Raw genomic sequence first — 20,300 nt, 5'->3', positions numbered from 1 at the left:
GCAGCTATACGCAGGCAGGGCATTTTACCACTGAACTTCCTACGAAGAACTGAACTTCAAATATACCACTTTCCTGTCCTACGAAGTACGAAACCCCTGCTTGCGTATAGGTGATGTTAGGCAATCGTGCTTCTTCTTCGTCCGCTCGATTTTCTGTCGGTTTTGTCGAGCGTTGGGACAGACACACTCTTTGCCAAGCTTGGGTATTAGCGTTGGCTTGTGCGGCTTGGCAATGTGTGTGGCTGTAAGGGAAGGGTATTTTCATTTATGTCTCATTATTTCATATAGAGTATATAATTTTTGAAACTCCTCTAATATAGTCTTTGATATGTTGCTACTTGAAAGTCTTTTGTCTAGCCAATTGATGTCACATCCAATAATAAAGTATTCATCAATAGTTTCTTTTTGAGTTTCTTTCCAAAGCTCATCAGTAGTATTTATTTTGTCAAGTGGTGTTTTAGAAACATTTAACCAATAATCACTACCCAGTTTTTTTACACCGTCAAAAAAGTCGTTTCTGATTTTTAGATTAGTCATTTGTTTTCTGAAATGATCTCTGTCAATTTTGCTTCCATTGTTTCTGCCTAATACAAGCCAGATTCCTAAACTGTCTTCATGAATGATAACCTGAATGCGTAAATTATTAATAAATGAGTCAGGCTTGTTTATTGACTTGTCCTTTGTTGCATACTTTTTCAATTGTTGCAGAGACTTACCATAGTGAAGCCACATTGCATTTATATAATTACCGCTATACTGGTTGAAAAAGTGTCTGCTTACTACTTCTCTTGATTGATGATGACACTGCAAATCGGTTAAACCGCATGCGGAAAACTGAGGATATATATTGAAATGCAACTCACGAAATTTATCACGAACCTCTTTCCTGATTCTTTGTAAATCCAAGCTGTTTACTCTGTGGAATTTCTCCTTAAATATTTCGTGATGATTTTTCGAAAAGAATTGTCCTTTGTTTTTTGAAATCTCTTTTTTAAAGTCCTCTGCTTCTTTCTTAATTTCTTTGACCTTGATATTTGTCTTGACAAAACGGGCTTTGTAATCTTTGATGAAATCATCAGTAATGATGTATCCATCTATATAAAGACTATTAAACCAATCAAGAAGTTTACGACATTCTTTTTGGTCATTTACCTGAAAGTTCATTTCAACATTCTTCTCCAAACCCCATTTTGTAGTGTTCGATGAACCTATGAATGCTGTGAATGTGCCATCAATTTTTTTAATAAGATAAACTTTGGGGTGAAAAGTGAATTGAGATTCATATATTCTTGCATTTATTTCTGACTTTGAAAGAATCGATTCAAAAACCTTCGGTTCTGTCGCCAAATCAATACCTATTAAATAAAACTGAGTTGCTGTGGGAGGAATAGCTTTTTGAATAAAATCCCAACCGCTATAACTTATCATTGCTGATGCAATCCAAACAGATGATGAATTCTGCAATTCAATTTCTAATTGTGATTTTATGTTAGCATGAACAATCATTAGGCGGCTGCATTTACAATTTCCAAAGCCCAAGCATAGGTAGAACTTTTTAAGCAGAATTTTACAGCCGCAGAAAATTCAGAGTTCTTAGAACACATCTGAATTAACTCCCTAAATCCTATTTCAATTTCATTTTCTCTTGACTGATCCCATGTAACAGATTGCAGTTGTATTTTTTTATCCAATTGCATTAAGAGAATTGAAGCTTTTCTAAATTTATCCTTTCGCTGATCAATTAAACTTGGTGCGTTGAGATTTAGTCTTCGGATTGAATAATCTGCCCGCTTATAATTCCTTGCAGTTTTAACTGTTTCCTTGGGTTTTACTCTACCCTCATTATCAAAAGCTAGGCATTCTGGATCACGTACTTTTATTGGGTCAATAAATAATATATCCTCTATGTTGCAATTGTCTCCATAAATTAATGCTCTATTAGCAACGACCTGAAAATATGACCTTTTCCTCACATTTGGAGCAGGGCCAGAAAACCTATAATTCATCCAATCAAAAGCAAGCCACCAATACCCATCTGTTATATTGCCGTCTTCTTCAACTACTTCTTTTTTTGGACGAAAATGGTCAACATGGCAATGAGCACCTGCATTAATAGATTCTGTATACCAACATTTCTGATTACTTAATGCAGACAAATGATCTTTCAACTCATTCCACAAGGCTTGGTTTGCATCAATTATTACGTTTTTAGCCACAATTGTCGGTGCCGCTATTAATTGTTGAGTTAAAGCATCTGCTCTGTCTATCCAATCTTGAGGTGGTGGATTGTTTTCTAAATCAATAAAAATCATTTCTCTGACTCATTAATTATTCGTTTCAAAATGTCAAAAGCTATTTCGTTTTGCTTTTTCAACTCAACAGGAGAGCTTTTTATGTTCTCTGGTTTCTCCAATTTTGACAAAGCCACAATAAATTTCTCATAGAGTGGGTCTCTGTCAGTTGTATTAATTCCAAGATTGTTTAGATAATAAAATATTTCTTTAAGCTCTAAAGACTCTTTATCAGTTAGTTTGTTGTCATCTTGCTTAGCGATTAACTCATTTCTTCTATTTAAAATATCAAGAGTATCTTCATCAAGAGTACTTGGCAACTTAAAAAACTCACTCGTTAAAATTCCGGCAACACCCAGTCCTTTCGGGTCAAAATCGGGTGCGATTGTTTTGACAAGCATAATGTCTTTACCTTCTTGGTCTTTACCTTTCTCGGTATAGAATATTCTGATTTCTTCTTTGGTTAGCCCCCCAATTACCAATGGGTCATGAGTGGTCATGATGATTTGACTTGTTTCGGGTCTTTCTACCACATCTTCCAACAAATTCATATATTTCCATTTCCACAAAGGATTAAGATGAGTGTCAGGCTCATCTAATAGGATTAAGGATTCCTCTTCTTTTGTGAATCGCAACAAACCCAAGACAGTCAATAACTGTTGTTCGCCTTCAGATAATTCTTTAAAGGTTATTTCACCATCAATATTTTTCTTCTTGACTTTTACTCGTACTTCCTGAATTAAATCTGATATGTAAGTGCTTTCAAGACTTTTAAAGAATTCTGTATTTGTCCCATACTTCTCAGCTATTTTTTTTAGTTTTTCTTCATTGGAAATGTACAAATACAAATGTTCTTGGTCTGGATGTTTGTTGAAATCCTCTCTTACTTTGTCTCTATGGTAGATTGGAGCAATTGAGGCATCCCACAAGTCATTTAGGAATTCTTTTACTACTCCTTTTGAATACCAAAATTTCGGGTCTCCTTCTTCTGTATCTCCTTTCCAATTCGGCTTTTTCAAAACAAACAGTACTGATTCTAGTCCAACGATATTCAGATAATCTTCTAGGAACGTATTGATTTTTTCGTTGGGGAATCCGTAAAAAGCCATTAACACGAAATGGCTGTGAATTAGTCTAGCATAAAAAAGCGGGCGAGGAGGGGAATCTATGCCTTTTAAAAGGTCTCTATAAAACCTGAATTGATGTTTGTCAAAATGTTCTAATAGTCGGTTGCTAACTCCTGAGTAGTATGAAAAAACATATTTTGGCAAATAAAGCTCCTTATTCTTTTTGACCGCAGCCTTGGATACAATTGTGGAGTAAATAATTTCATCTCCTTTATTCTCACCAAGGAATAAACCATACTTGTTTTTAACATCTGGACCACCATTTACTTTTATCAAGTTGCCTTTGCATTTGTATTCAATGGTGTAATTGAAACTTGTTTGTTCCTCAAGGTCTAAATCTCTAAAGATAATTACCAAGGCTTCCAAAAAGTTTGATTTACCAGCAGCGTTTTCACCCAAAAGCACTGTCTGCATTTTGGTCTCATCCAAATCAATCGTAAATTGATTCAGATTTTTAAATTGCTCTATATAAACCTTGTCTATTCTCATACTAATTCCAAATAGCCTTTTTCGGTTTCTTTAATCAATTTATCTTTCTCGATTAGTTTTTTTAATTCTGCATAAAAGCCATCAATATTTCTTTCTTCTTCGGACTTGCCATAGAATTTGGACATTTGCCAAAGTTCCAATGCTTGGAGCTTGCCGTGAATTTTTAAAAGTTCTTGTATTTCCATTAGGAGTGTGTTTGAATCAAATTTGGAATGGACATTCTTTGATTGTATTGGATTATTATTTTCGATTAGTTTTTTAGAAGGATTTATACCTAGAGCTTCTCGTAAAGTTTGTTGCAAAAGTGATTCACTCTGCATTTTAAATTCTCTGATGCTTGCCTCCATCTTGTCACAAATATGCATTAGCTCTTCCAATCTGGCGACAATCCTTTCTAGCTCTGCCTCAGGAGCAATTGGGATTAATAAATTGGTTACATGCTCTTTTTTTAGATTTGGCTGTTGTCCCTTACCTTCAAACATCGATTTATAACGCTTCAAAACAAAATCAGACTTCAAAAAAGTGAAGATGTAATCAGTTTGCGATTTTAAAAATGGTCTAATAACTGCAACCCTTTGATTAAGTAAGGATTTGTCATATGATTGAGGACATTTACTTATTTTTAGACCATCTGAAATGTATGGTCTAGTCAAGGCTAAAACTAAGTCACCTTCATAAACAAGATATTGAGAATATTTACTTACAAAAGTTTGTGGCAAAACATCGTCTGTTTCAATAATCTCATTTACCCCTGCATTTGTAATTTTAATGCACTTTACACCCGCTCCCTTAAAAAAGTCTCCACTATTAAAATTATTTCCTGAAATAAATTCTGAAATTGAACCTAATCTACACCAAGCCCACTTCTCTGGTATATCAAAAGGGATTTCTTCTTCTAAGATAGCAGGTGGCTCTTTCTCTTTTTTAATTTTCTTTTCCTTAATCAAACGTTCTTTTTCGGCATTGATTCTTTCAAGAAGACTCGATGCTGGTTCATCATTGGGGTCTTGTTCCACCAGCTTACCTTGCATAGCATCTTTTAAAAAAGCTTGTCGAAGATTTTTGATTAATTCTAATTGATTGGAAAGCTCTTTATCTAATGATTGAGACAGTTCCTGTGCTTTCAGGAATGCTTCTTTAGTATTTTGCTGTTTTTCAATTTCAAAATAAGGTAGTTTGTAATTGCCAAAAACAGTTAATCCGATAGCTTCTTTTGATGTGCCTGATTTGGTATTGCGTACTATATCGTCTTTAAATGCATTAAAAATCAGGTGATAAAACTTTATGTCTATTGGATATTTTTCTTCGTCTTTTGGAGTAAGAATGAAACAAAGATCACTCGAAATGAATTTGCCATTTACATAATGTGTTCTGCCCAATGAACCCGAAGCAGCTGCCGCAAAAATCAATGCTTCACAATCATGGGTATATTCATTATGTGTTTTCCAATCAGCTGCTGCTGTTATAAAGTCATACTCACCAGGAGTTGCCTTGGTGCTTTGAAGCGTTCCCTTTTCAAAGTGAAATAAGTCTTTAATTTTGACTAAACTCATTTTACCGCAGCTTTTAATTGATTAAACAATTCATTGCTTTTTTGAAAAGAAGCTTCAAGCATCTTTATCAAATCTTCGCTGCTATGTTCAACGCTTTCTTCAACCTTAGTTGGGTTTTTGATATCTAAATCATAATTGCGTTCAATAATGGTTTTAATATCCACCTTCCAACTGATTTCACTTTCCTTTCTATCATTCCACCAAGTTTTGATAGGGTCAAGTTCATCTAATTGCAAAGGCTTCGTTTTGCTGTATGCTTTTTGATCTTCAGGTAATCTGTGCTCGTAATACCAAACTTCTTTGGTTTTTTCACCCTTGGTGAAAAAAAGCAAGTTGGTGGCTACGGTTGCATAAGGTTGAAATACTGAGTTAGGTAATCTAATTATTGTATGCAGATTGCATTCTTCCAAAAGTTTTTGACGAACTCTTTCTTTAATTCCGCCACCGGTTAAAGAACCATCAGGTAAAACTATACCAGCCCGACCAACTTTTTTCAAAAGATGAACCATTAAAACCAAAAACAGGTCAGCACTTTCCTTGGTACGATAGTTTTGAGGAAAGTTTTTTTCGTTGTTATTGGCTACTATGCCGCCAAATGGTGGATTGGCTAATATCACATTCACCCTGTTCTTTTCTGTGTAAGCACTCAGGGGCTGTTCTAAAGAATCTCTAAATGTGATGTTGGGCACTTCAACATCATGGAGAATCAAATTAGTGGTTGCCAACAAATAAGGAAGTGGTTTGTATTCCCAACCAATGATGTTGTTTGAGATACTTTCTAATTCCTCAACGCTGTTGGCTTGTTTTTTCAAATGCTCTATAGCAGCTGTTAAATAACCACCTGTACCACAACTCGGGTCTAAAATCTTTTCTCCCAATTGCGGGTTAATCATTTCTGTGATAAACTCGGTAATCGCTCTAGGCGTGTAGAATTCGCCACTTTTACCAGCACTTTGGAGTTCTTTCAGAATGGTTTCATAAATCTCACCAAATGCATGGCGGTCTTTGGCAATATTAAAATCTATTTCGTTGAGCTTGTTCAACACCTTGCGGATATTGATGCCGCTTTTCATGTAGTTGTTATTGCCCTGAAACACTTCACGAACAATTAAAGCTCGTTTGTTGGGCAAATCATTCGTTACACCAACTTTCAGATTTCTGAGTTTTGGAAAAAGTTCACGGTCAACGAATTCTTGAAGTTTATCCCCAGTCATCCCCTCATCATCTCCAGCCCAGGCATCCCAATGAAGCTCAGCAGGTATGGGGCTAACGTAATCATCTTTTAGAGTTTCAAGTTCTTTGTCCTTATCAGAGAAGATTTTTAAAAACAGCATCCATCCCAGCTGCTCAATTCTTTGTGCATCACCATTCAATCCTGTGTCTTGCCACATGATTTTACGAATACCATCTACTATTCCTTTTATGTTCGCCATTAAGCTCCAGTTTTATAAAGTTCTTGTTCTAATTCTTTGATTGCTTCCAAGTATTTGGCTTTACTACCAAATTCTTTGATGATTTCAAGGGGTGAACCAAATTCATTGAGTGGTTTGACTTTTAGTACATCCATGCTTTCAATGTTCGTTACGCCCTCATCGGCATATTTGTCCAAAAGTGCTTCCAAGACTTTTTTGGCTTGGTCACCGTACTTGGTAAAGTAATTTCTTTTTTTCACGTTGTTTGCACGTTCCATTCTTGTTAGTGGTGGTTGGTCAAATGCAACGTGACAGATTAAATCAAATAAGTCAACTTCCCAGTTTACTGCATCACGCAAAGCTTCAACCATTACACCTTGTTCTTCAAGTTCCTTGATTATGACCTCTTTCTTATCACTGCTATTCCATCTTGTCAAGAAGTCGTCCATTGAAGCGTATTGGCCTTTTATCAGGTCTTTTGTATGGTCTTTTAAGCTTGTTGTAATCGGTTTTCCATTGTTGTCAAAATACATTTCCCGACTTATCAAAACTGAAACATCAACACCATTTACATACACTTTTTGCCTTGGTTCACTCACCATTCCGGGTTGAAATTCAGTTTCAGGATATCTAATTGTTGGTTTAATTTCTATTTCCTCTCCAGATTCCTCATCAATAATGGGTGTTTCAATATTTTCTTCTTCGTCAACAATACCACCCAAGTCTGTATCTTCCGAAACTGGTTTAACTCGAATGGGGTCTCCATCAAAATCTTTATCAGCAAATAAGTCTGTGACGTTTCTGAAATCAAGAATGGTAAAGTACATTTTCCCGAACTCTTCATTTATTCTAGTGCCACGACCCACAATCTGTTTGAATTTTGTCATTGATTTTATTTCTGCATCCAACACAATGACTTTGCAGGTTTGGGCATCCACACCAGTGGTCATTAATTCGGATGTTGTCGCAATAACGGGATAAATTTCTTCTGGATTAATGAAGTTGTCCAGTTCTCGTTTACCTTCATCATTGTCGCCTGTAATCTGCATGATGTATTTGTGGTTCTTTGAAACCAAATCAGCATTCAGGTTTGATAAAGCTGTTCGCATTCGTTCTGCATGGTCAATGTCTGAACAGAATACTATGGTTTTTGCAAAGCGGTCATATCCTTTCAAAAACTCAGTAAGCTTTCTTGCAACCGCTTGTGTTCTTTCTTCAATTACTAAGTTTCTATCAAAGTCTTTACGGTTGTAAACCCTGTCTTCAACCTCATTTCCATCTTTGTCTTTTTTACCTACCTCAGGTCGCCAGCCTTCTGCATCTATATTCAAATTCACTCGAACTACACGGTAAGGGGCAAGAAAGCCATCATCAATTCCTTGTTTTAATGAGTAAGTGTAAATTGGGTCTCCGAAATATTCACTGTTAGAAACTTCGTTTGTTTCTTTCGGAGTAGCCGTTAAACCAATGTGAGTAGCTTTTTTGAAATAGTTGAGTATTTCTCTCCAAGAACTATCTTCTTTGGCACTTCCTCTGTGGCACTCATCAATTACAATCAAGTCAAAGAATTCAGGTGAAAACTGTTTGTATGCATTGGCTTCTTCATCCGAACCAGATAAACCTTGGTATAAAGCTAAATAGACTTCATAGCTTTTGTCAATCATACGGTTTTTTACAACCGTCATTTTATCTTTGAAATGTTTAAAATCTCCTCTTCGAGTTTGGTCAATCAAAGCGTTTCTGTCTGCAAGAAAAAGGATTCGCTTTTTCGCACCACTTTTCCAAAGTCGGTGTATGATTTGAAAAGCTGTGTAAGTTTTGCCTGTTCCTGTCGCCATTACGAGCAAAATCCTGTCTTGACCTTTAGCTATTGCCTCTACAGCACGATTTACAGCAATTTGTTGGTAGTATCTTGGATTTCTTCCGCTTCCATCAAAATAATAATCTTGACCAACAACCTTTTCCGCTTCTTCTGTTACTATACCTCTGAATTGGTTTAATTTGTTCCACAAGGTTTCAGGTGATGGAAAGCTGTCTAAATCCAATTCGGTTTCAATGGCTTCACTTTGCTTGGTCTTGTCGTGGAAAACAAATCCATCTCCATTGCTACTGAACACAAAAGGGATATCAAGAATTTTTGCATATTCTAAAGCCTGTTGAATTCCAGCTCTAACAGTATGTTTATTGTCTTTAGCTTCAATTATAGCTATTGGAATATTGGGCTTATAGTAAAGAATATAGTCTGCTCTTTTTCTAGCTCCTCTAGCAGTCAATTTCCCACGAACATAGATTTTACCATCAGTAAAAGTCACTTCCTCTAAGAGCTGAGTCAGCCTGTCCCAGCCTGCTTTCTCAATGGCTGGAGTTATGAATTTTGTACATATGTCCCTTTCTGAAAGGTCTTTTTTATTCATTCTTTATCTTTTCTATGTCGTCCGAGCGTTGGCAAAAATTCAAGCTCTTTTGGTTTTTTGTCAGGGCTTTGCGTGTCGGCAAAAACCAAATGTGCTTGAATGTGCGTTGGCTCTTTTAGCATGTTGCCTAACGTTTTGCGTGTACGAGAAGTAGCGGATAAAAAAGCACTTCACTTTCAGTTTGGCATTGACATTTATTAAAAGCACTGACCTTTGATTTAGCACTTTTCCCGCTATTTTTCATACACGCTGTTATCGCTTCGGTGTTTTTCTCCGTTCATTTACTTCTCTTTTTTGTTTTGCCCTATGAGCCAATTGAGCCAATTATGAGCCAATCAAAACATAGGTTGTTCCTGCTCCAACTTCTCCACTTCTGACCAATACCTTGAATTTTTCAACAAGTTCAGTAAGGTCTCTTGTGGCAGTTGCTTTTGATACATTATTTAAAGTCTGGTAGTCACTGTTATTAATTTTACCATTCTCCTTTACGAAAAGTACAGCTTTAATCTGTCGTTCATTTAGCCCAAGCTCTTTAAGTTGGTCGTATGTATATATGTCTTTTCTAAATTCTACCCAAAAACCCGAACTTTTAAAAAAGAACAAGGGCGCAGGGAGTCCAAAATTAAAGCACTGCTCTGTCATTTTCGAAATACCCCGACCCCAAGATTCAATGTATCCGCTGCGAAAAAGTGCATTTGCAATATCTGGGTTGAATGGCTTTGATGAGTGCTTATCTAGAAGTGTTTGAATGGTCCAATCATCAGGAAGATGCCCTTCATTCCAAATCATTAACTTATCCTTATAAACACTTATTTGAATGGGAACGCCACCCGAATAGTCTTTATGGGCAAGAGCATTCAATAATGCTTCTCTAATTGCTTCTCTCGGATATTCATAGGTCTCCACTCGATTCAAACCTTCATAGCTAATAAATGCCTTGATGTACTTTGTGAATAATAATTCTGTTGTTTTTTCAATTTGTTCAAAAAGATTTCCGTGGATTTCGTCTTGATATCTCAAATCACTATCACTTTCGAAAAAACCTATTTTTATGTAAGCTCCTGTTATATATTTTTCAGGATTAGGGTGAAACAGCAGAATAGATGCCCGCTTAAGAAATTTACCTTCTTTGAGTTGAAGGTTCTCAATAAGGTGTTCATTACTATCAGCTAAACTTTCTTCATCAATTCTTTGGCTTCTGAAAGCTCGTTTACGAAAAAAATCAAATGTTTCTTGCTTAAGGTCATTTGTTGAAACATTCGGAACAGGTACCCCATCCCATCTTTTCCCTTTTTTCTGAAGGAGAAACTTGTCAAGTGAAGGACCTTTTAATTCTTGTTTGGTGCTTCCACTTCTATAATGATATTGTCCCTTATAATTGACAGGGTAAGGGTATTGCTCAACAAGAATTTCAATAAAACTTCCTTGGTCATTTTGGTGCAGATTAACATCGACCAAAATCCCCAAAGTGTCTCTAACCTTGTTAGGGATTTCTTCTAATAGTTTTTTAGCATCTTTCAAGTCAACCACATTTCCTGCATCATCTTTTCCAATGAAAAGAGTACCGCCATAGGCATTAGCAAAACCACAGATCCATTTAAGATATTCGTCTCTCCAATTTACTTTGAATTCAATATTTTGCGATTCTGATGTCACTACCTATAATTAATTGTGTCTTAGCTTCAAATTTACTCTTTTTCCCAATGTCATATTGTTGTTCGGGTTTTTCTACACTGAGCGATAACGTTTTCGGGCTTTGCGTTCGGGCGGGTTTCGGAGCACAAAACTGTCAACCTGCACTACACTTGATACGAAGCACAAAGCTCCAAGTTTGCACATCACCCCGCCTGACGCAAAACCCGTGTTAGCAGTTCGCCCTTATGTTTATTTTAATAGATATTTTTCAATTTCTTGTCGTAAACGTTCGTAAGCTCTGTAATGTCCTAAGTCGTTAAAATGTGTTCCGTCTATTGTCGCTTCGTGGTCTTGTCCAACAAGATTATGATTACTAACGTAGATTATATTTTTATTCGTTTTTGATTTTTTTTCATAGACATCTTTCAACGCTTTGTTTTGTTCGTTTATGAATGAAATTGTTCCAAAAACTGTTTTGTCGTCTTTTTTGAAGAACGCAAAATCTCTCATAATACTTTCTACAAGTATTATTGGAATTGTATCATTTAAGGAAAGAATATAGTCAAGAAGTTCGGGAAGATTTTTTCTGATAGTGTCGGCAGGTGAATTTGGTGTGCAGTCCAAAACAATTACAGAAGGTTTAGAGGTCATAAAGTATTTGCCAATTTCCTTTTCAAATCTGCCGTTACCACTAAACCCCAAGTTTATTACTTCTTTGTTAAAATGTCTTTCTAATAGTGCTGCGTATGTTAATCCCGGACGTGAAGCCGATGCCCCTTGTGTTATACTTGTTCCATAAAAAACGATAGGGCTTGAAGTGTCAATGATTTTTTGAGTTGGTTTGTCAATAGAAGTTCCTTTATCAATACCGATTTCAAGCGAACTAATTCCGTTATACAAAGGTAAGTTTAATAAGTATTCACGATTTTTCGCCTCCATTCCGACAATTACAGTCGCTTCATTTTGAATTGTCCCTTTTGGCTGTGCAACACCTACAAATTGCCATTTGCTTTCCACATAAGCATACAAGTCAAAACCTTTGGAAGCAATAGGTGTCTGATTGGTAGCATTTGAATTACTGTTTAAAGTCCAACGAATTTTAATTTTAGAAGAGTTGGAAGAAAAACGAACAGAAATTCCTGCTGAGTTTTTTGATAGTTTCCAAACAGGTTCTCGAACAATTTTCTCAGCATTATCTGGAAGTCTTATGTACGTTTTTGTGTTTGGCAGTTGTCCGATGATTTCAAATTCAGAAGCATCATAAAAAACTGTCGGAATAGTGTCCGTGTCTTTAAGTTTTGCTTCTTGAATAGCTGTGATTTCTTGTTTGTTTGGAAAGAAATTTGATTTGATTTTTGGATAAAATTTATACGCAATAAAAATTGTCCCACAGATGAAAACAATATTTATCGCTAAAGAAATTTTCGTGAGTATTCGTCTGCCTTGTTTTAATTCGTTCATACTTATTAAAAGTTACTTTTCATTATTTAGTGTCAGTTTTAGGGTGACTGCTAACGGTTTTCTTCACGCAACCATTGCGCTATTTGTTCCATATGGAATGTATTGCGCAACTGTTGCGTATATTTTTAAATTATCTAAACATAAAACTAATTTCTAAATATCCAATCCATCTAAAGGACTTTTAATTTGATCAAACCCTTTGGTAGTTATATGAGTATAGATTTGAGTAGTTTTTGGGCTCTCATGACCTAACAAACTTTGAATATACCTTAAGTCTGTACCATTTTCCAAAAGATGGGTAGCAAAAGAATGGCGTAATGTATGAACTGTGATCTTTTTCTTAATTTCTGTTCTTTGCAATGATTGTTTGAGAATACTTTGAATACTCCTTGCAGAGTATTTAAGAGGTTTCTCAATTTTACTTCCCTGACCCTCAAATAAATAATAATGGGGCCGTTCCTGTTTGATATATATGCGCAAAATTTCTAACGCCTTCGAAGATAATAAAGTGTATCTATCTTTTTTACCTTTTCCTTGCTCTATCCTTATCTGCATTCGATTAGAGTCTATATCTTTAATTTTAAGATTAATTAATTCGCTAATTCTCAATCCCGCCGAATAAATTGTCATTAATATTGCTCTGTGCTTCAAATTAATTGTTGCTTTTAGAATTGCCGAAACCTCCTCTTCACTCAAGACCTCAGGCAATATCTTTTCTCTTACTGGCCTATCCACATGATAGTATTTTCGCTCTCCTCCTTTTACCTTCTCGAAATAGAACTTAATAGCATTAATAGCCTGATTCTGATGGGAACTAGATACTTTTCTCTCCGTCACTAAATATCTTGAAAACTCCATCACCTCTTTTTCACCCATTTCTTCAATTAATGTTGATGGAAAATGATTGATAAATTCTTCAAAAAGGGGAACATATGCCCTAACTGTACTTGGACTATACCTCCTTTCTTCCAACTTGTAGATGTATTCTTCGGGACACTTTCTATAGTTCGGTATCTTCTCTTGGCTTTTTCGCTTAACTCTATCTTCATTCTTTTCTTCCTGATAAATCAATTCCATCCCAAATTCTACAATCCTTTTTTTTATCTCCTCCAAAAACTGCTCAGAATAAGGAATACTCCAAGACTTGCTCTTACTGTCCCACTTATAATACGGAAAGCTCTTAAGCACTTTCATCAGCTCAGCATGAAATCCAAAATACAAGCGAAGTCGCGCCTTAGCTGTCTTGACCATCAATACTTGGTTATTATCTAATAAAACTACCTCATCTTTCTGCGGAATTTCAATCAATGGTCGTTCGGTGATTTGATGCAAGCGATCTCCAAGATATCCTTTCAACAGCTCAACGTTTCCGGGATAATGGGGAATCTCCCAAAAAAAACCCTCCTTATTCCAGCGAGAATATCGGATACTGCGAATAAATTTTATGTCATCCTCATTCTTGGGAATCCTTAGAATTATTTTTCTCCCAATGATTTCGATTGATATGGGTCTTTGCTCCATAAGCGCTTATTTATTGCCAAAAAAACAAAAGCTACTTTCTAAAATACCTTAAATCAAAACCAAGTAAAAATGATTGATCTAAATTAAACGTTTAATATCCGCCTAGGCCTCTCTCTTACACCTCAACCAAAAATAGCCCCTGATCTCTCAGAGGCTATTTTCATATACAATCTTTGTGTCTTAGCGCCTTCGTGGCACAACCACTTACTTAAGAAAAAGGATATTTCCCTTTCGCAATCATATAGTCTGCTATCTCTCTTCTCAAGGTTTTTGTATCTACCAAATCCATCTTGGTAAAGCGCTTCAAGCCCATCAACATCACTTTCTGCTCGTCGCCTTTGGTGAAAGAACCAATTGCTTCTTTGGCAGCTGCATTGATTTTATCTACTGCAGTAGAAAGATAAACTTGTGACATAGCTATCTGATTTTTACAAGCTTCCTCGCCTTTCATACTTACCAATTTTTCGGTTCGAAGAATAGCTGATTCTGCTGCATAGATTTCGATCATCACATCAGCTAGATTCATCATGATCTCTTGCTCCGATTCGATCTTATCCTGCAATGCCATGGCAGCTTTGCCACCGACCATTAAGAAGACTTTCTTCAGTTTCTTGATTACTTCTTTTTCCGCTGCAAAAAGCTCCGAAGTATCTACCGTTTCGAAACTTGGAACTGAAGTCAGTTCTTGAGAAACTGCCATTGCCGGCTCAAAAAGGTTAATCTCACCTTTCATTGCTCTCTTGAGAACCATGCCCACCATCAGCATTCTGTTGATTTCGTTGGTTCCTTCGTAGATTCTTACGATTCTGGCATCTCTATAAGCACGCTCCATTGGGGCATCGGCCGAGTAGCCCATTCCTCCATAGACTTGCACACCTTGATCCACCACATAATCCAACACCTCTGATCCATGAACCTTAGAAATTGCACATTCGATCGCAAATTCTTCCACACCTTTCAGCTTGGCTACGGCATCTTCCATTCCTCCTGATACCAGGTCATTGATTCGGTCTTCTATATCTTGTCCAGCTCTGTAAGTCAAAGATTCTGACACATACGTTCTGATCGCCATTTCTGCCAATTTGGATTTGATCGCTCCAAAAGTATTGATGCTCACGCCAAATTGCTTTCTTTCTGTAGAGTATTTGATTGCTTGAGATATCACTTCTCTTGCTCCATTCAAAATACCTGCTCCTAACTTGATCCTACCGATATTCAATATATTCACAGCGATCTTGAAACCATTGCCTCTGTCAGAAAGCATGTTTTCTACTGGAACCTTACAGTCATTGAAGAATACCTGACGGGTAGAGGATCCTTTGATACCCATCTTTTTCTCCTCCTCATTCATGCTGATCCCACCGAAGCCTTTTTCTACCACAAAGGCAGTTAGGTTCTTATCATCCTCTATCTTGGCAAAAACAATAAAGATATCTGCAAATCCCGCATTCGAAATCCACATTTTCTGACCATTGATCAGATAATGTTTTCCATCTGCCGTCAGGGTAGCTTTGGTCTTGCCACTATTGGCATCTGAACCGGCATCTGGCTCAGTCAAACAATAGCAAGCGGCCCATTCACCTGTTGCAAGTTTAGGAAGATACTTCGCCTTCTGCTCTTCTGTACCATAGTACAAAATCGGCAATGTACCAATACCTGTATGGGCTCCGTACGTGGTAGAAAAAGATCCTGCAGAACCGATGATATCTGCCATCAGCATAGAGGTATTGAAGCTCATGCCCATTCCTCCATATTCTTGAGGTACTGCAATACCTAATAGTCCAAGATCACCTGCTTTTCTGAAAATATTTGGGATAATTTCAGGGTTTTTCATGCTGTCAATTTCCTCGACATTCGGAGTGATTTCCGTATCGATAAAATCTTGACAAGCCTGCGCCATCATCTTTTGTTCTTCATTAAATTCCTCAAAAATGAAGATCTCCTGGGCCTCAGTTTCTTTAATTAGAAACTCACCCCCATTGATTGATTGTTTTGTTATTGTGTTCATAATTTTAGACGTTAGACCCAAGACGTAAGACATAAGACAAGCTTAAGCCCACGACCAAGTCACTATTTTTTTTCGAATTTTAGAATTAATGCGTAAAGCATTCTTTGTAGTTATGCATGTTTTTACATTTTGATTTACTAAAAACTAAAATACTTAATGCTTTCTTCTTATATCTTGTGTCTTGAGTCTTAAGTCTAAAAAACAATAAGGATCAAGACAATCTCATACCTACCTCAACAACTCAAACACTCCCGCTACTCCTTGTCCTCCTCCGACGCAGGCGGTAACGAGACCGTGTTTTTTGTTTTGACGACGAAGTTCGCTGAAGAGCTGAACGGATAGTTTTGCTCCCGTGCAACCAAGTGGGTGACCTAAAGCCACTGCACCACCATTGACATTGACGATATCAGGATTCATGTCGAGTGATTTCATCACTGCCAATCCTTGCGCAGCAAATGCCTCGTTCAGTTCAATCAAATCAATATCATTCAAAGTCAATCCAGCTTGCTTCAGTGCTTTTGGAACAGCTTCTTTTGGACCAATTCCCATGATACGCGGCTCTACACCTGCTACAGAATAAGACATTAATCTTGCTATTGGCTCCAAATTCAATTCTTTTACCATTCTCTCTGACATCACTACTACGAAAGCAGCTCCATCTGAAGTTTGCGAAGAATTCCCAGCTGTAACTTGACCACCTTGCTTGAAGGCAGGTCTTAGATTTGCCAAACCTTCAAGAGAAGTGCCTTTTCTAGGTCCTTCGTCAGTATCTACTACATGTTTTCTTGTTTTTCTTTTCCCATTTTCGTCCAAGTAAGTTTCTTCTACTTCGATTGGTACGATCTGATCTTTGAATTTACCTTTGGCAATAGCAGCCAAAGCTTTATCATGTGATCTTACTGAGAATTCATCTGCTTGTTCGCGTGTGATTTCATATTCCTTGGCCAATTCCTCAGCAGTCAATCCCATACTTAGATAGTAATCAGGATTCTGTGAAGCAATTTTCCAATTCAATGCAGTTTTGTAGCCCATCATCGGGAGTAGAGACATCGATTCTGTTCCTCCTGCAATGATGCAGTCCGCCATACCAGCTTTGATTTTCCCTACTGCCAAGGCAATCGCCTCCAATCCTGATCCACAATATCTATTGATGATAAAACCAGGATTGTCAACGCCCAAAGCCAAGAGAGAAATCATTCTTCCCATCTGCATGCCTTGTTCTCCTTCAGGTATTGCATTTCCAACGATCAAGTCATCGACCATTTTGTTTTCTAATCCAGGTGTGTTGGCAACAAGATGCTTGATCACATCAGCAGCCAAATCATCCGGTCGATAGAATCTAAAGCCACCTTTTTTGGCCTTTCCTACCGCCGATCTATATCCATTTACTATATAAGCTTCCATTTTTTTGTTTCTTTTAATGATTTTTTTAATATGATATCCTTGAGGTCCTAAATAGTTAAGAGTCGAGATGCAAGATGCGAGAGATTAGACTTAACCTTAGTATGGATTAGACTCAATACTAGATTTTAGACCTATGATCATTTTTTGGATTTCATCAAGGTCTTTATTGAGAGATTCAAAATCATTGAATTTTAATAAACCTACTCTACTAGCTATGATAGCTTGTGTTTCTAGCTCAAAACTTTCACCCAAACTAATGTCTAAACAATTTGAAAATGCTTTAGACGAATTTCGTGCTGAACCTTCTGCAATGTTTGATGGTATTGAAACACTAGCTCTTCTCATTTGAGAAGTCATTCCGAACTTTTCATCAGTTGTAAATGACCCAGTAGTTTCATATACTTTCACTGCTAAGTCAACTGCCTTATTCCATACTGTCAGATTTTTGAAATTATGTCTTAGTTTCATTGAGTTGCTGTTTTTTTGAATATTCTGAAAATATTTATATTTCGTATCTTGTTTCTCGCTTCTCGTCTCTCGCTTCCTATTTCTTTGACCACGTCTAACATCTCTAATTCCTCAGCGGTTTGCCTTTGAACAGAATACTGTGTATTCTTTCGAGTGTCTTTTTCTCGCCTGTTAAGCTTAAGAAAGCTTCTCTTTCGAGATCTAGAAGGAATTGTTCGCTGACAAGTGTTGGTGCTGATAGATCACCGCCAGACATCACCCAAGCTAATTTTCTTGCAATCTTCGCATCATGGTCAGAGATGTATTTTCCATATTGCATCCCTGTAATTCCAGCTTCAAACAATGCCAAAGAGGTTTTTCCTAGAACCTTAATATCCGTTTGCTGAATAGGTTGAGTGTATCCAGCATCATACAATGACAATACTTTAGCCTTGGCTTCTGCCAGTTGACGTTTTCTGTTCAAAGTAATGGAATCTTTGACTTGTAGGTATCCCAATCCTCTTGCTTCTTCTGCTGAAGTGGAAACTTTAGCTGTTGCGATATTCATAAAATACTCTTGAAGTCTATTCAACTCTACATCACCATCTTTGATATCTTTTGAGAATCTCAAAGTCATCTCCTTGGTACCACCTCCTGCTGGAATCAATCCTACACCAAATTCAACCAAACCCATATACAATTCTGCATGTGCTTGAACTGCATCAGCATGAAGTGACAATTCACATCCGCCACCCAATGCCATATTGTGCGGTGCAACAACTACTGGAATCGATGAATATCTTGCACGCATCATCGTATTCTGGAATCCTGCTATCATCAGATTGATCTCATCATATTCCTGATCTCCTGCAAACATAAACAGCATTGCAAGGTTCGCACCTGCGGAGAAATTAGCACCTTCATTTCCAATGACCAATCCTTTGTAAGATTTCTCGGCCATGTTAATGGCTGTATTGATCCCTTCGATTACTTCTTGACCAAGAGAATTCATTTTGGTATGGAATTCCAAGCCAATTACATCATCTCCGATATCATAAATAGTCGCTCCTGCATTGCCCCAAATTTTCTTATTTGCCGCTTTGAGCGTGTCAAGGATGATAAACTCTTCTTGTCCAGGAATCGGTAAATAAGCTTTAGACTTGACATCGTAGAATTTCTTCTGTCCAGCTTCTACTTTATAGAATGATTCATGTCCTGCATTGAGCATATCATGAACCCAAGCTGCTGCCTTTTCGCCCGCTGCCTCCATTTTCTCTACAGTCTCCTTTACTCCAAGAATATCCCATGTCTCAAATGGTCCAAGTTCCCAACCAAAACCAGCACAAACTGCCTGATCTATCCTGTATGTTTCATCGGAAATTTCCGGGATTCTGTGTGAACAATATTTGAAAAGATCATAGAATGATGCTCTATAAAACTCTCCTGCTCTGTCATCGAAATTGACCAAAAACTTGATTCTCTTCTTCAGGTCCTCAATTTCTTTGGAAGCTTCCAAAGCTTTGAATTTTGGTTTTTCTGCATCCTTGTATTCAAAAGTTTTTAGATCAAGCTCTTTCAATTCTTTTCTTCCATCATCATGACGGATCATTTTGAAATAACCTTGGCCTGTCTTATCTCCCCACCATTTGTTGTCATAAAGTACTTTGACAATATTTGGTAATTTAAATTTGTCTCTGGATTCATCATGTTCGAGTGTTTTGTAGAGATTGTTGGCAACATTTACTGTCGTATCCAAGCCAACAACATCCATAGTTCGGAAAGTAGCAGACTTTGCACGACCGATAATCGTACCAGTTAATTTATCTACCTCAGAGACACCCAATCCCATTTTCTCAATGGCATGCATTCCTGAAATTATCGCATAGACACCGATTCTATTGGCAATAAAAGCAGGAGTATCTTTACACAAAACGGTTTCTTTTCCTAAAAATCTATCTCCATAATCCATCAAAAAATCGATGATTTCAGGATTGGTTTTTGGCCCAGGGATAATTTCCAATAATCTCAAATACCTCGGAGGATTGAAAAAATGCGTTCCTGCAAAATTGACTTGAAAATCTTCTGACCTACCTTCACACATTAGCTGCATTGGAATTCCAGAAGTATTCGAAGTAATCAATGTCCCAGGCTTTCTGTATTTCTCTACTTTTTCAAAAAGTGATTGTTTGATATCCAATCTTTCTACGACAACTTCCATTACCCAATCATAATCTTTGATTTTTGGCAAATCGTCTTCAAAATTTCCTGTTGTAATTCTTTCTACATTGGCTGAATCATAAAGCGATGCCGGCTTATTCTTCAGTGTAGTTTGCAAAGCGGTATCTACAAGCCTATTCCTTACTACTTTGTCCTCAAGGCTGAGTCCCTTTTTCTTTTCATCATCAGTAAGTTCCCGTGGAATGATATCAAGAAGCAAGACCTGCACACCGATATTGGCGAAGTGGCAAGCAATCCTCGATCCCATCACTCCTGAACCTAAAATGGCAACTTTTTGAATTGTTTTTTTCATAAGATTAT

Annotated in this window: 14 protein-coding genes; all 14 read right to left on the bottom strand. The window is 37.1% G+C overall.

Features of this window, described 5'->3' with window-relative positions:
* Positions 1-4: 4 nt before the first annotated feature.
* The 14 genes from BELBA_RS19845 to BELBA_RS04975 all read right to left on the bottom strand — a co-directional run bounded on the left by BELBA_RS19845 (position 5) and on the right by BELBA_RS04975 (position 20,292).
* Positions 5-187, bottom strand: a complete 183-nt coding sequence (locus BELBA_RS19845) for a hypothetical protein (protein WP_169315098.1) — start codon at positions 185-187, stop codon at positions 5-7.
* Positions 188-261: 74 nt separating this feature from the next.
* The gene (locus BELBA_RS05035; RefSeq protein WP_014771674.1) at positions 262-1,506 is read right to left on the bottom strand and encodes a phospholipase D-like domain-containing protein; all 1,245 of its coding nucleotides are present in this window, start codon (positions 1,504-1,506) and stop codon (positions 262-264) included.
* Positions 1,506-2,312: an HNH endonuclease family protein gene (locus tag BELBA_RS05030; protein WP_014771673.1), complete on the bottom strand. Its 807-nt coding sequence runs from the start codon at positions 2,310-2,312 to the stop codon at positions 1,506-1,508. The genes BELBA_RS05035 and BELBA_RS05030 overlap by 1 nt, the downstream gene beginning before the upstream one ends.
* Positions 2,309-3,907 (bottom strand): AAA family ATPase, encoded by a 1,599-nt coding sequence (locus BELBA_RS05025; RefSeq protein WP_014771672.1) that lies wholly within the window; start codon positions 3,905-3,907, stop codon positions 2,309-2,311. The genes BELBA_RS05030 and BELBA_RS05025 overlap by 4 nt, the downstream gene beginning before the upstream one ends.
* Positions 3,904-5,460, bottom strand: coding sequence for a restriction endonuclease subunit S (locus tag BELBA_RS05020; RefSeq protein ID WP_014771671.1), 1,557 nt, complete (start codon positions 5,458-5,460; stop codon positions 3,904-3,906). The genes BELBA_RS05025 and BELBA_RS05020 overlap by 4 nt, the downstream gene beginning before the upstream one ends.
* Positions 5,457-6,893 carry a class I SAM-dependent DNA methyltransferase gene (locus BELBA_RS05015; protein WP_014771670.1) on the bottom strand — a complete coding sequence of 479 codons (1,437 nt, stop codon included), beginning with the start codon at positions 6,891-6,893 and terminating at the stop codon, positions 5,457-5,459. Before BELBA_RS05015 ends, BELBA_RS05020 begins: the two co-directional genes overlap by 4 nt.
* Positions 6,893-9,286, bottom strand: coding sequence for an EcoAI/FtnUII family type I restriction enzme subunit R (hsdR, locus tag BELBA_RS05010; RefSeq protein ID WP_014771669.1), 2,394 nt, complete (start codon positions 9,284-9,286; stop codon positions 6,893-6,895). The genes BELBA_RS05015 and hsdR overlap by 1 nt, the downstream gene beginning before the upstream one ends.
* 324 nt (positions 9,287-9,610) lie before the next feature.
* On the bottom strand, positions 9,611-10,942 hold the full coding sequence (locus tag BELBA_RS05005) for an ATP-binding protein (protein WP_014771667.1): 1,332 nt from the start codon (positions 10,940-10,942) through the stop codon (positions 9,611-9,613).
* A gap of 228 nt (positions 10,943-11,170) precedes the next feature.
* Positions 11,171-12,382 (bottom strand): SGNH/GDSL hydrolase family protein, encoded by a 1,212-nt coding sequence (locus tag BELBA_RS05000; protein ID WP_014771666.1) that lies wholly within the window; start codon positions 12,380-12,382, stop codon positions 11,171-11,173.
* Positions 12,383-12,535: 153 nt separating this feature from the next.
* Entirely contained in the window at positions 12,536-13,903 is a 1,368-nt protein-coding gene (locus tag BELBA_RS04995; protein ID WP_014771665.1) for a tyrosine-type recombinase/integrase, read from the bottom strand.
* Between the two features lie 208 nt (positions 13,904-14,111).
* A complete protein-coding gene (locus tag BELBA_RS04990) occupies positions 14,112-15,911 on the bottom strand; it encodes an acyl-CoA dehydrogenase family protein (RefSeq protein WP_041779241.1) in 1,800 nt (599 codons plus the stop codon).
* A 228-nt stretch (positions 15,912-16,139) separates the two neighbouring features.
* Positions 16,140-17,315 carry a thiolase family protein gene (locus tag BELBA_RS04985; protein ID WP_014771663.1) on the bottom strand — a complete coding sequence of 392 codons (1,176 nt, stop codon included), beginning with the start codon at positions 17,313-17,315 and terminating at the stop codon, positions 16,140-16,142.
* A gap of 96 nt (positions 17,316-17,411) precedes the next feature.
* Positions 17,412-17,783: a four helix bundle protein gene (locus BELBA_RS04980; RefSeq protein WP_014771662.1), complete on the bottom strand. Its 372-nt coding sequence runs from the start codon at positions 17,781-17,783 to the stop codon at positions 17,412-17,414.
* 103 nt (positions 17,784-17,886) lie between these two features.
* Positions 17,887-20,292 carry a 3-hydroxyacyl-CoA dehydrogenase/enoyl-CoA hydratase family protein gene (locus tag BELBA_RS04975; protein WP_014771661.1) on the bottom strand — a complete coding sequence of 802 codons (2,406 nt, stop codon included), beginning with the start codon at positions 20,290-20,292 and terminating at the stop codon, positions 17,887-17,889.
* Positions 20,293-20,300: the final 8 nt, after the last annotated feature.

Source organism: Belliella baltica DSM 15883, from assembly GCF_000265405.1.
GTDB lineage: Bacteria > Bacteroidota > Bacteroidia > Cytophagales > Cyclobacteriaceae > Belliella > Belliella baltica.
This window is presented reverse-complemented; position numbering and strand designations above follow the sequence as displayed.

What these genes read in the sequence shown, in the direction of transcription:
- BELBA_RS05035 (WP_014771674.1), bottom strand. Translation starts at nt 1,506, where the DNA reads ATGATTGTTCATGCTAACATAAAATCACAATTAGAAATTGAATTGCAG.
- BELBA_RS05030 (WP_014771673.1), bottom strand. Translation starts at nt 2,312, where the DNA reads ATGATTTTTATTGATTTAGAAAACAATCCACCACCTCAAGATTGGATA.
- BELBA_RS05025 (WP_014771672.1), bottom strand. Translation starts at nt 3,907, where the DNA reads ATGAGAATAGACAAGGTTTATATAGAGCAATTTAAAAATCTGAATCAA.
- BELBA_RS05020 (WP_014771671.1), bottom strand. Translation starts at nt 5,460, where the DNA reads ATGAGTTTAGTCAAAATTAAAGACTTATTTCACTTTGAAAAGGGAACG.
- BELBA_RS05015 (WP_014771670.1), bottom strand. Translation starts at nt 6,893, where the DNA reads ATGGCGAACATAAAAGGAATAGTAGATGGTATTCGTAAAATCATGTGG.
- hsdR (WP_014771669.1), bottom strand. Translation starts at nt 9,286, where the DNA reads ATGAATAAAAAAGACCTTTCAGAAAGGGACATATGTACAAAATTCATA.
- BELBA_RS05000 (WP_014771666.1), bottom strand. Translation starts at nt 12,382, where the DNA reads ATGAACGAATTAAAACAAGGCAGACGAATACTCACGAAAATTTCTTTA.
- BELBA_RS04995 (WP_014771665.1), bottom strand. Translation starts at nt 13,903, where the DNA reads ATGGAGCAAAGACCCATATCAATCGAAATCATTGGGAGAAAAATAATT.
- BELBA_RS04990 (WP_041779241.1), bottom strand. Translation starts at nt 15,911, where the DNA reads ATGAACACAATAACAAAACAATCAATCAATGGGGGTGAGTTTCTAATT.
- BELBA_RS04985 (WP_014771663.1), bottom strand. Translation starts at nt 17,315, where the DNA reads ATGGAAGCTTATATAGTAAATGGATATAGATCGGCGGTAGGAAAGGCC.
- BELBA_RS04980 (WP_014771662.1), bottom strand. Translation starts at nt 17,783, where the DNA reads ATGAAACTAAGACATAATTTCAAAAATCTGACAGTATGGAATAAGGCA.
- BELBA_RS04975 (WP_014771661.1), bottom strand. Translation starts at nt 20,292, where the DNA reads ATGAAAAAAACAATTCAAAAAGTTGCCATTTTAGGTTCAGGAGTGATG.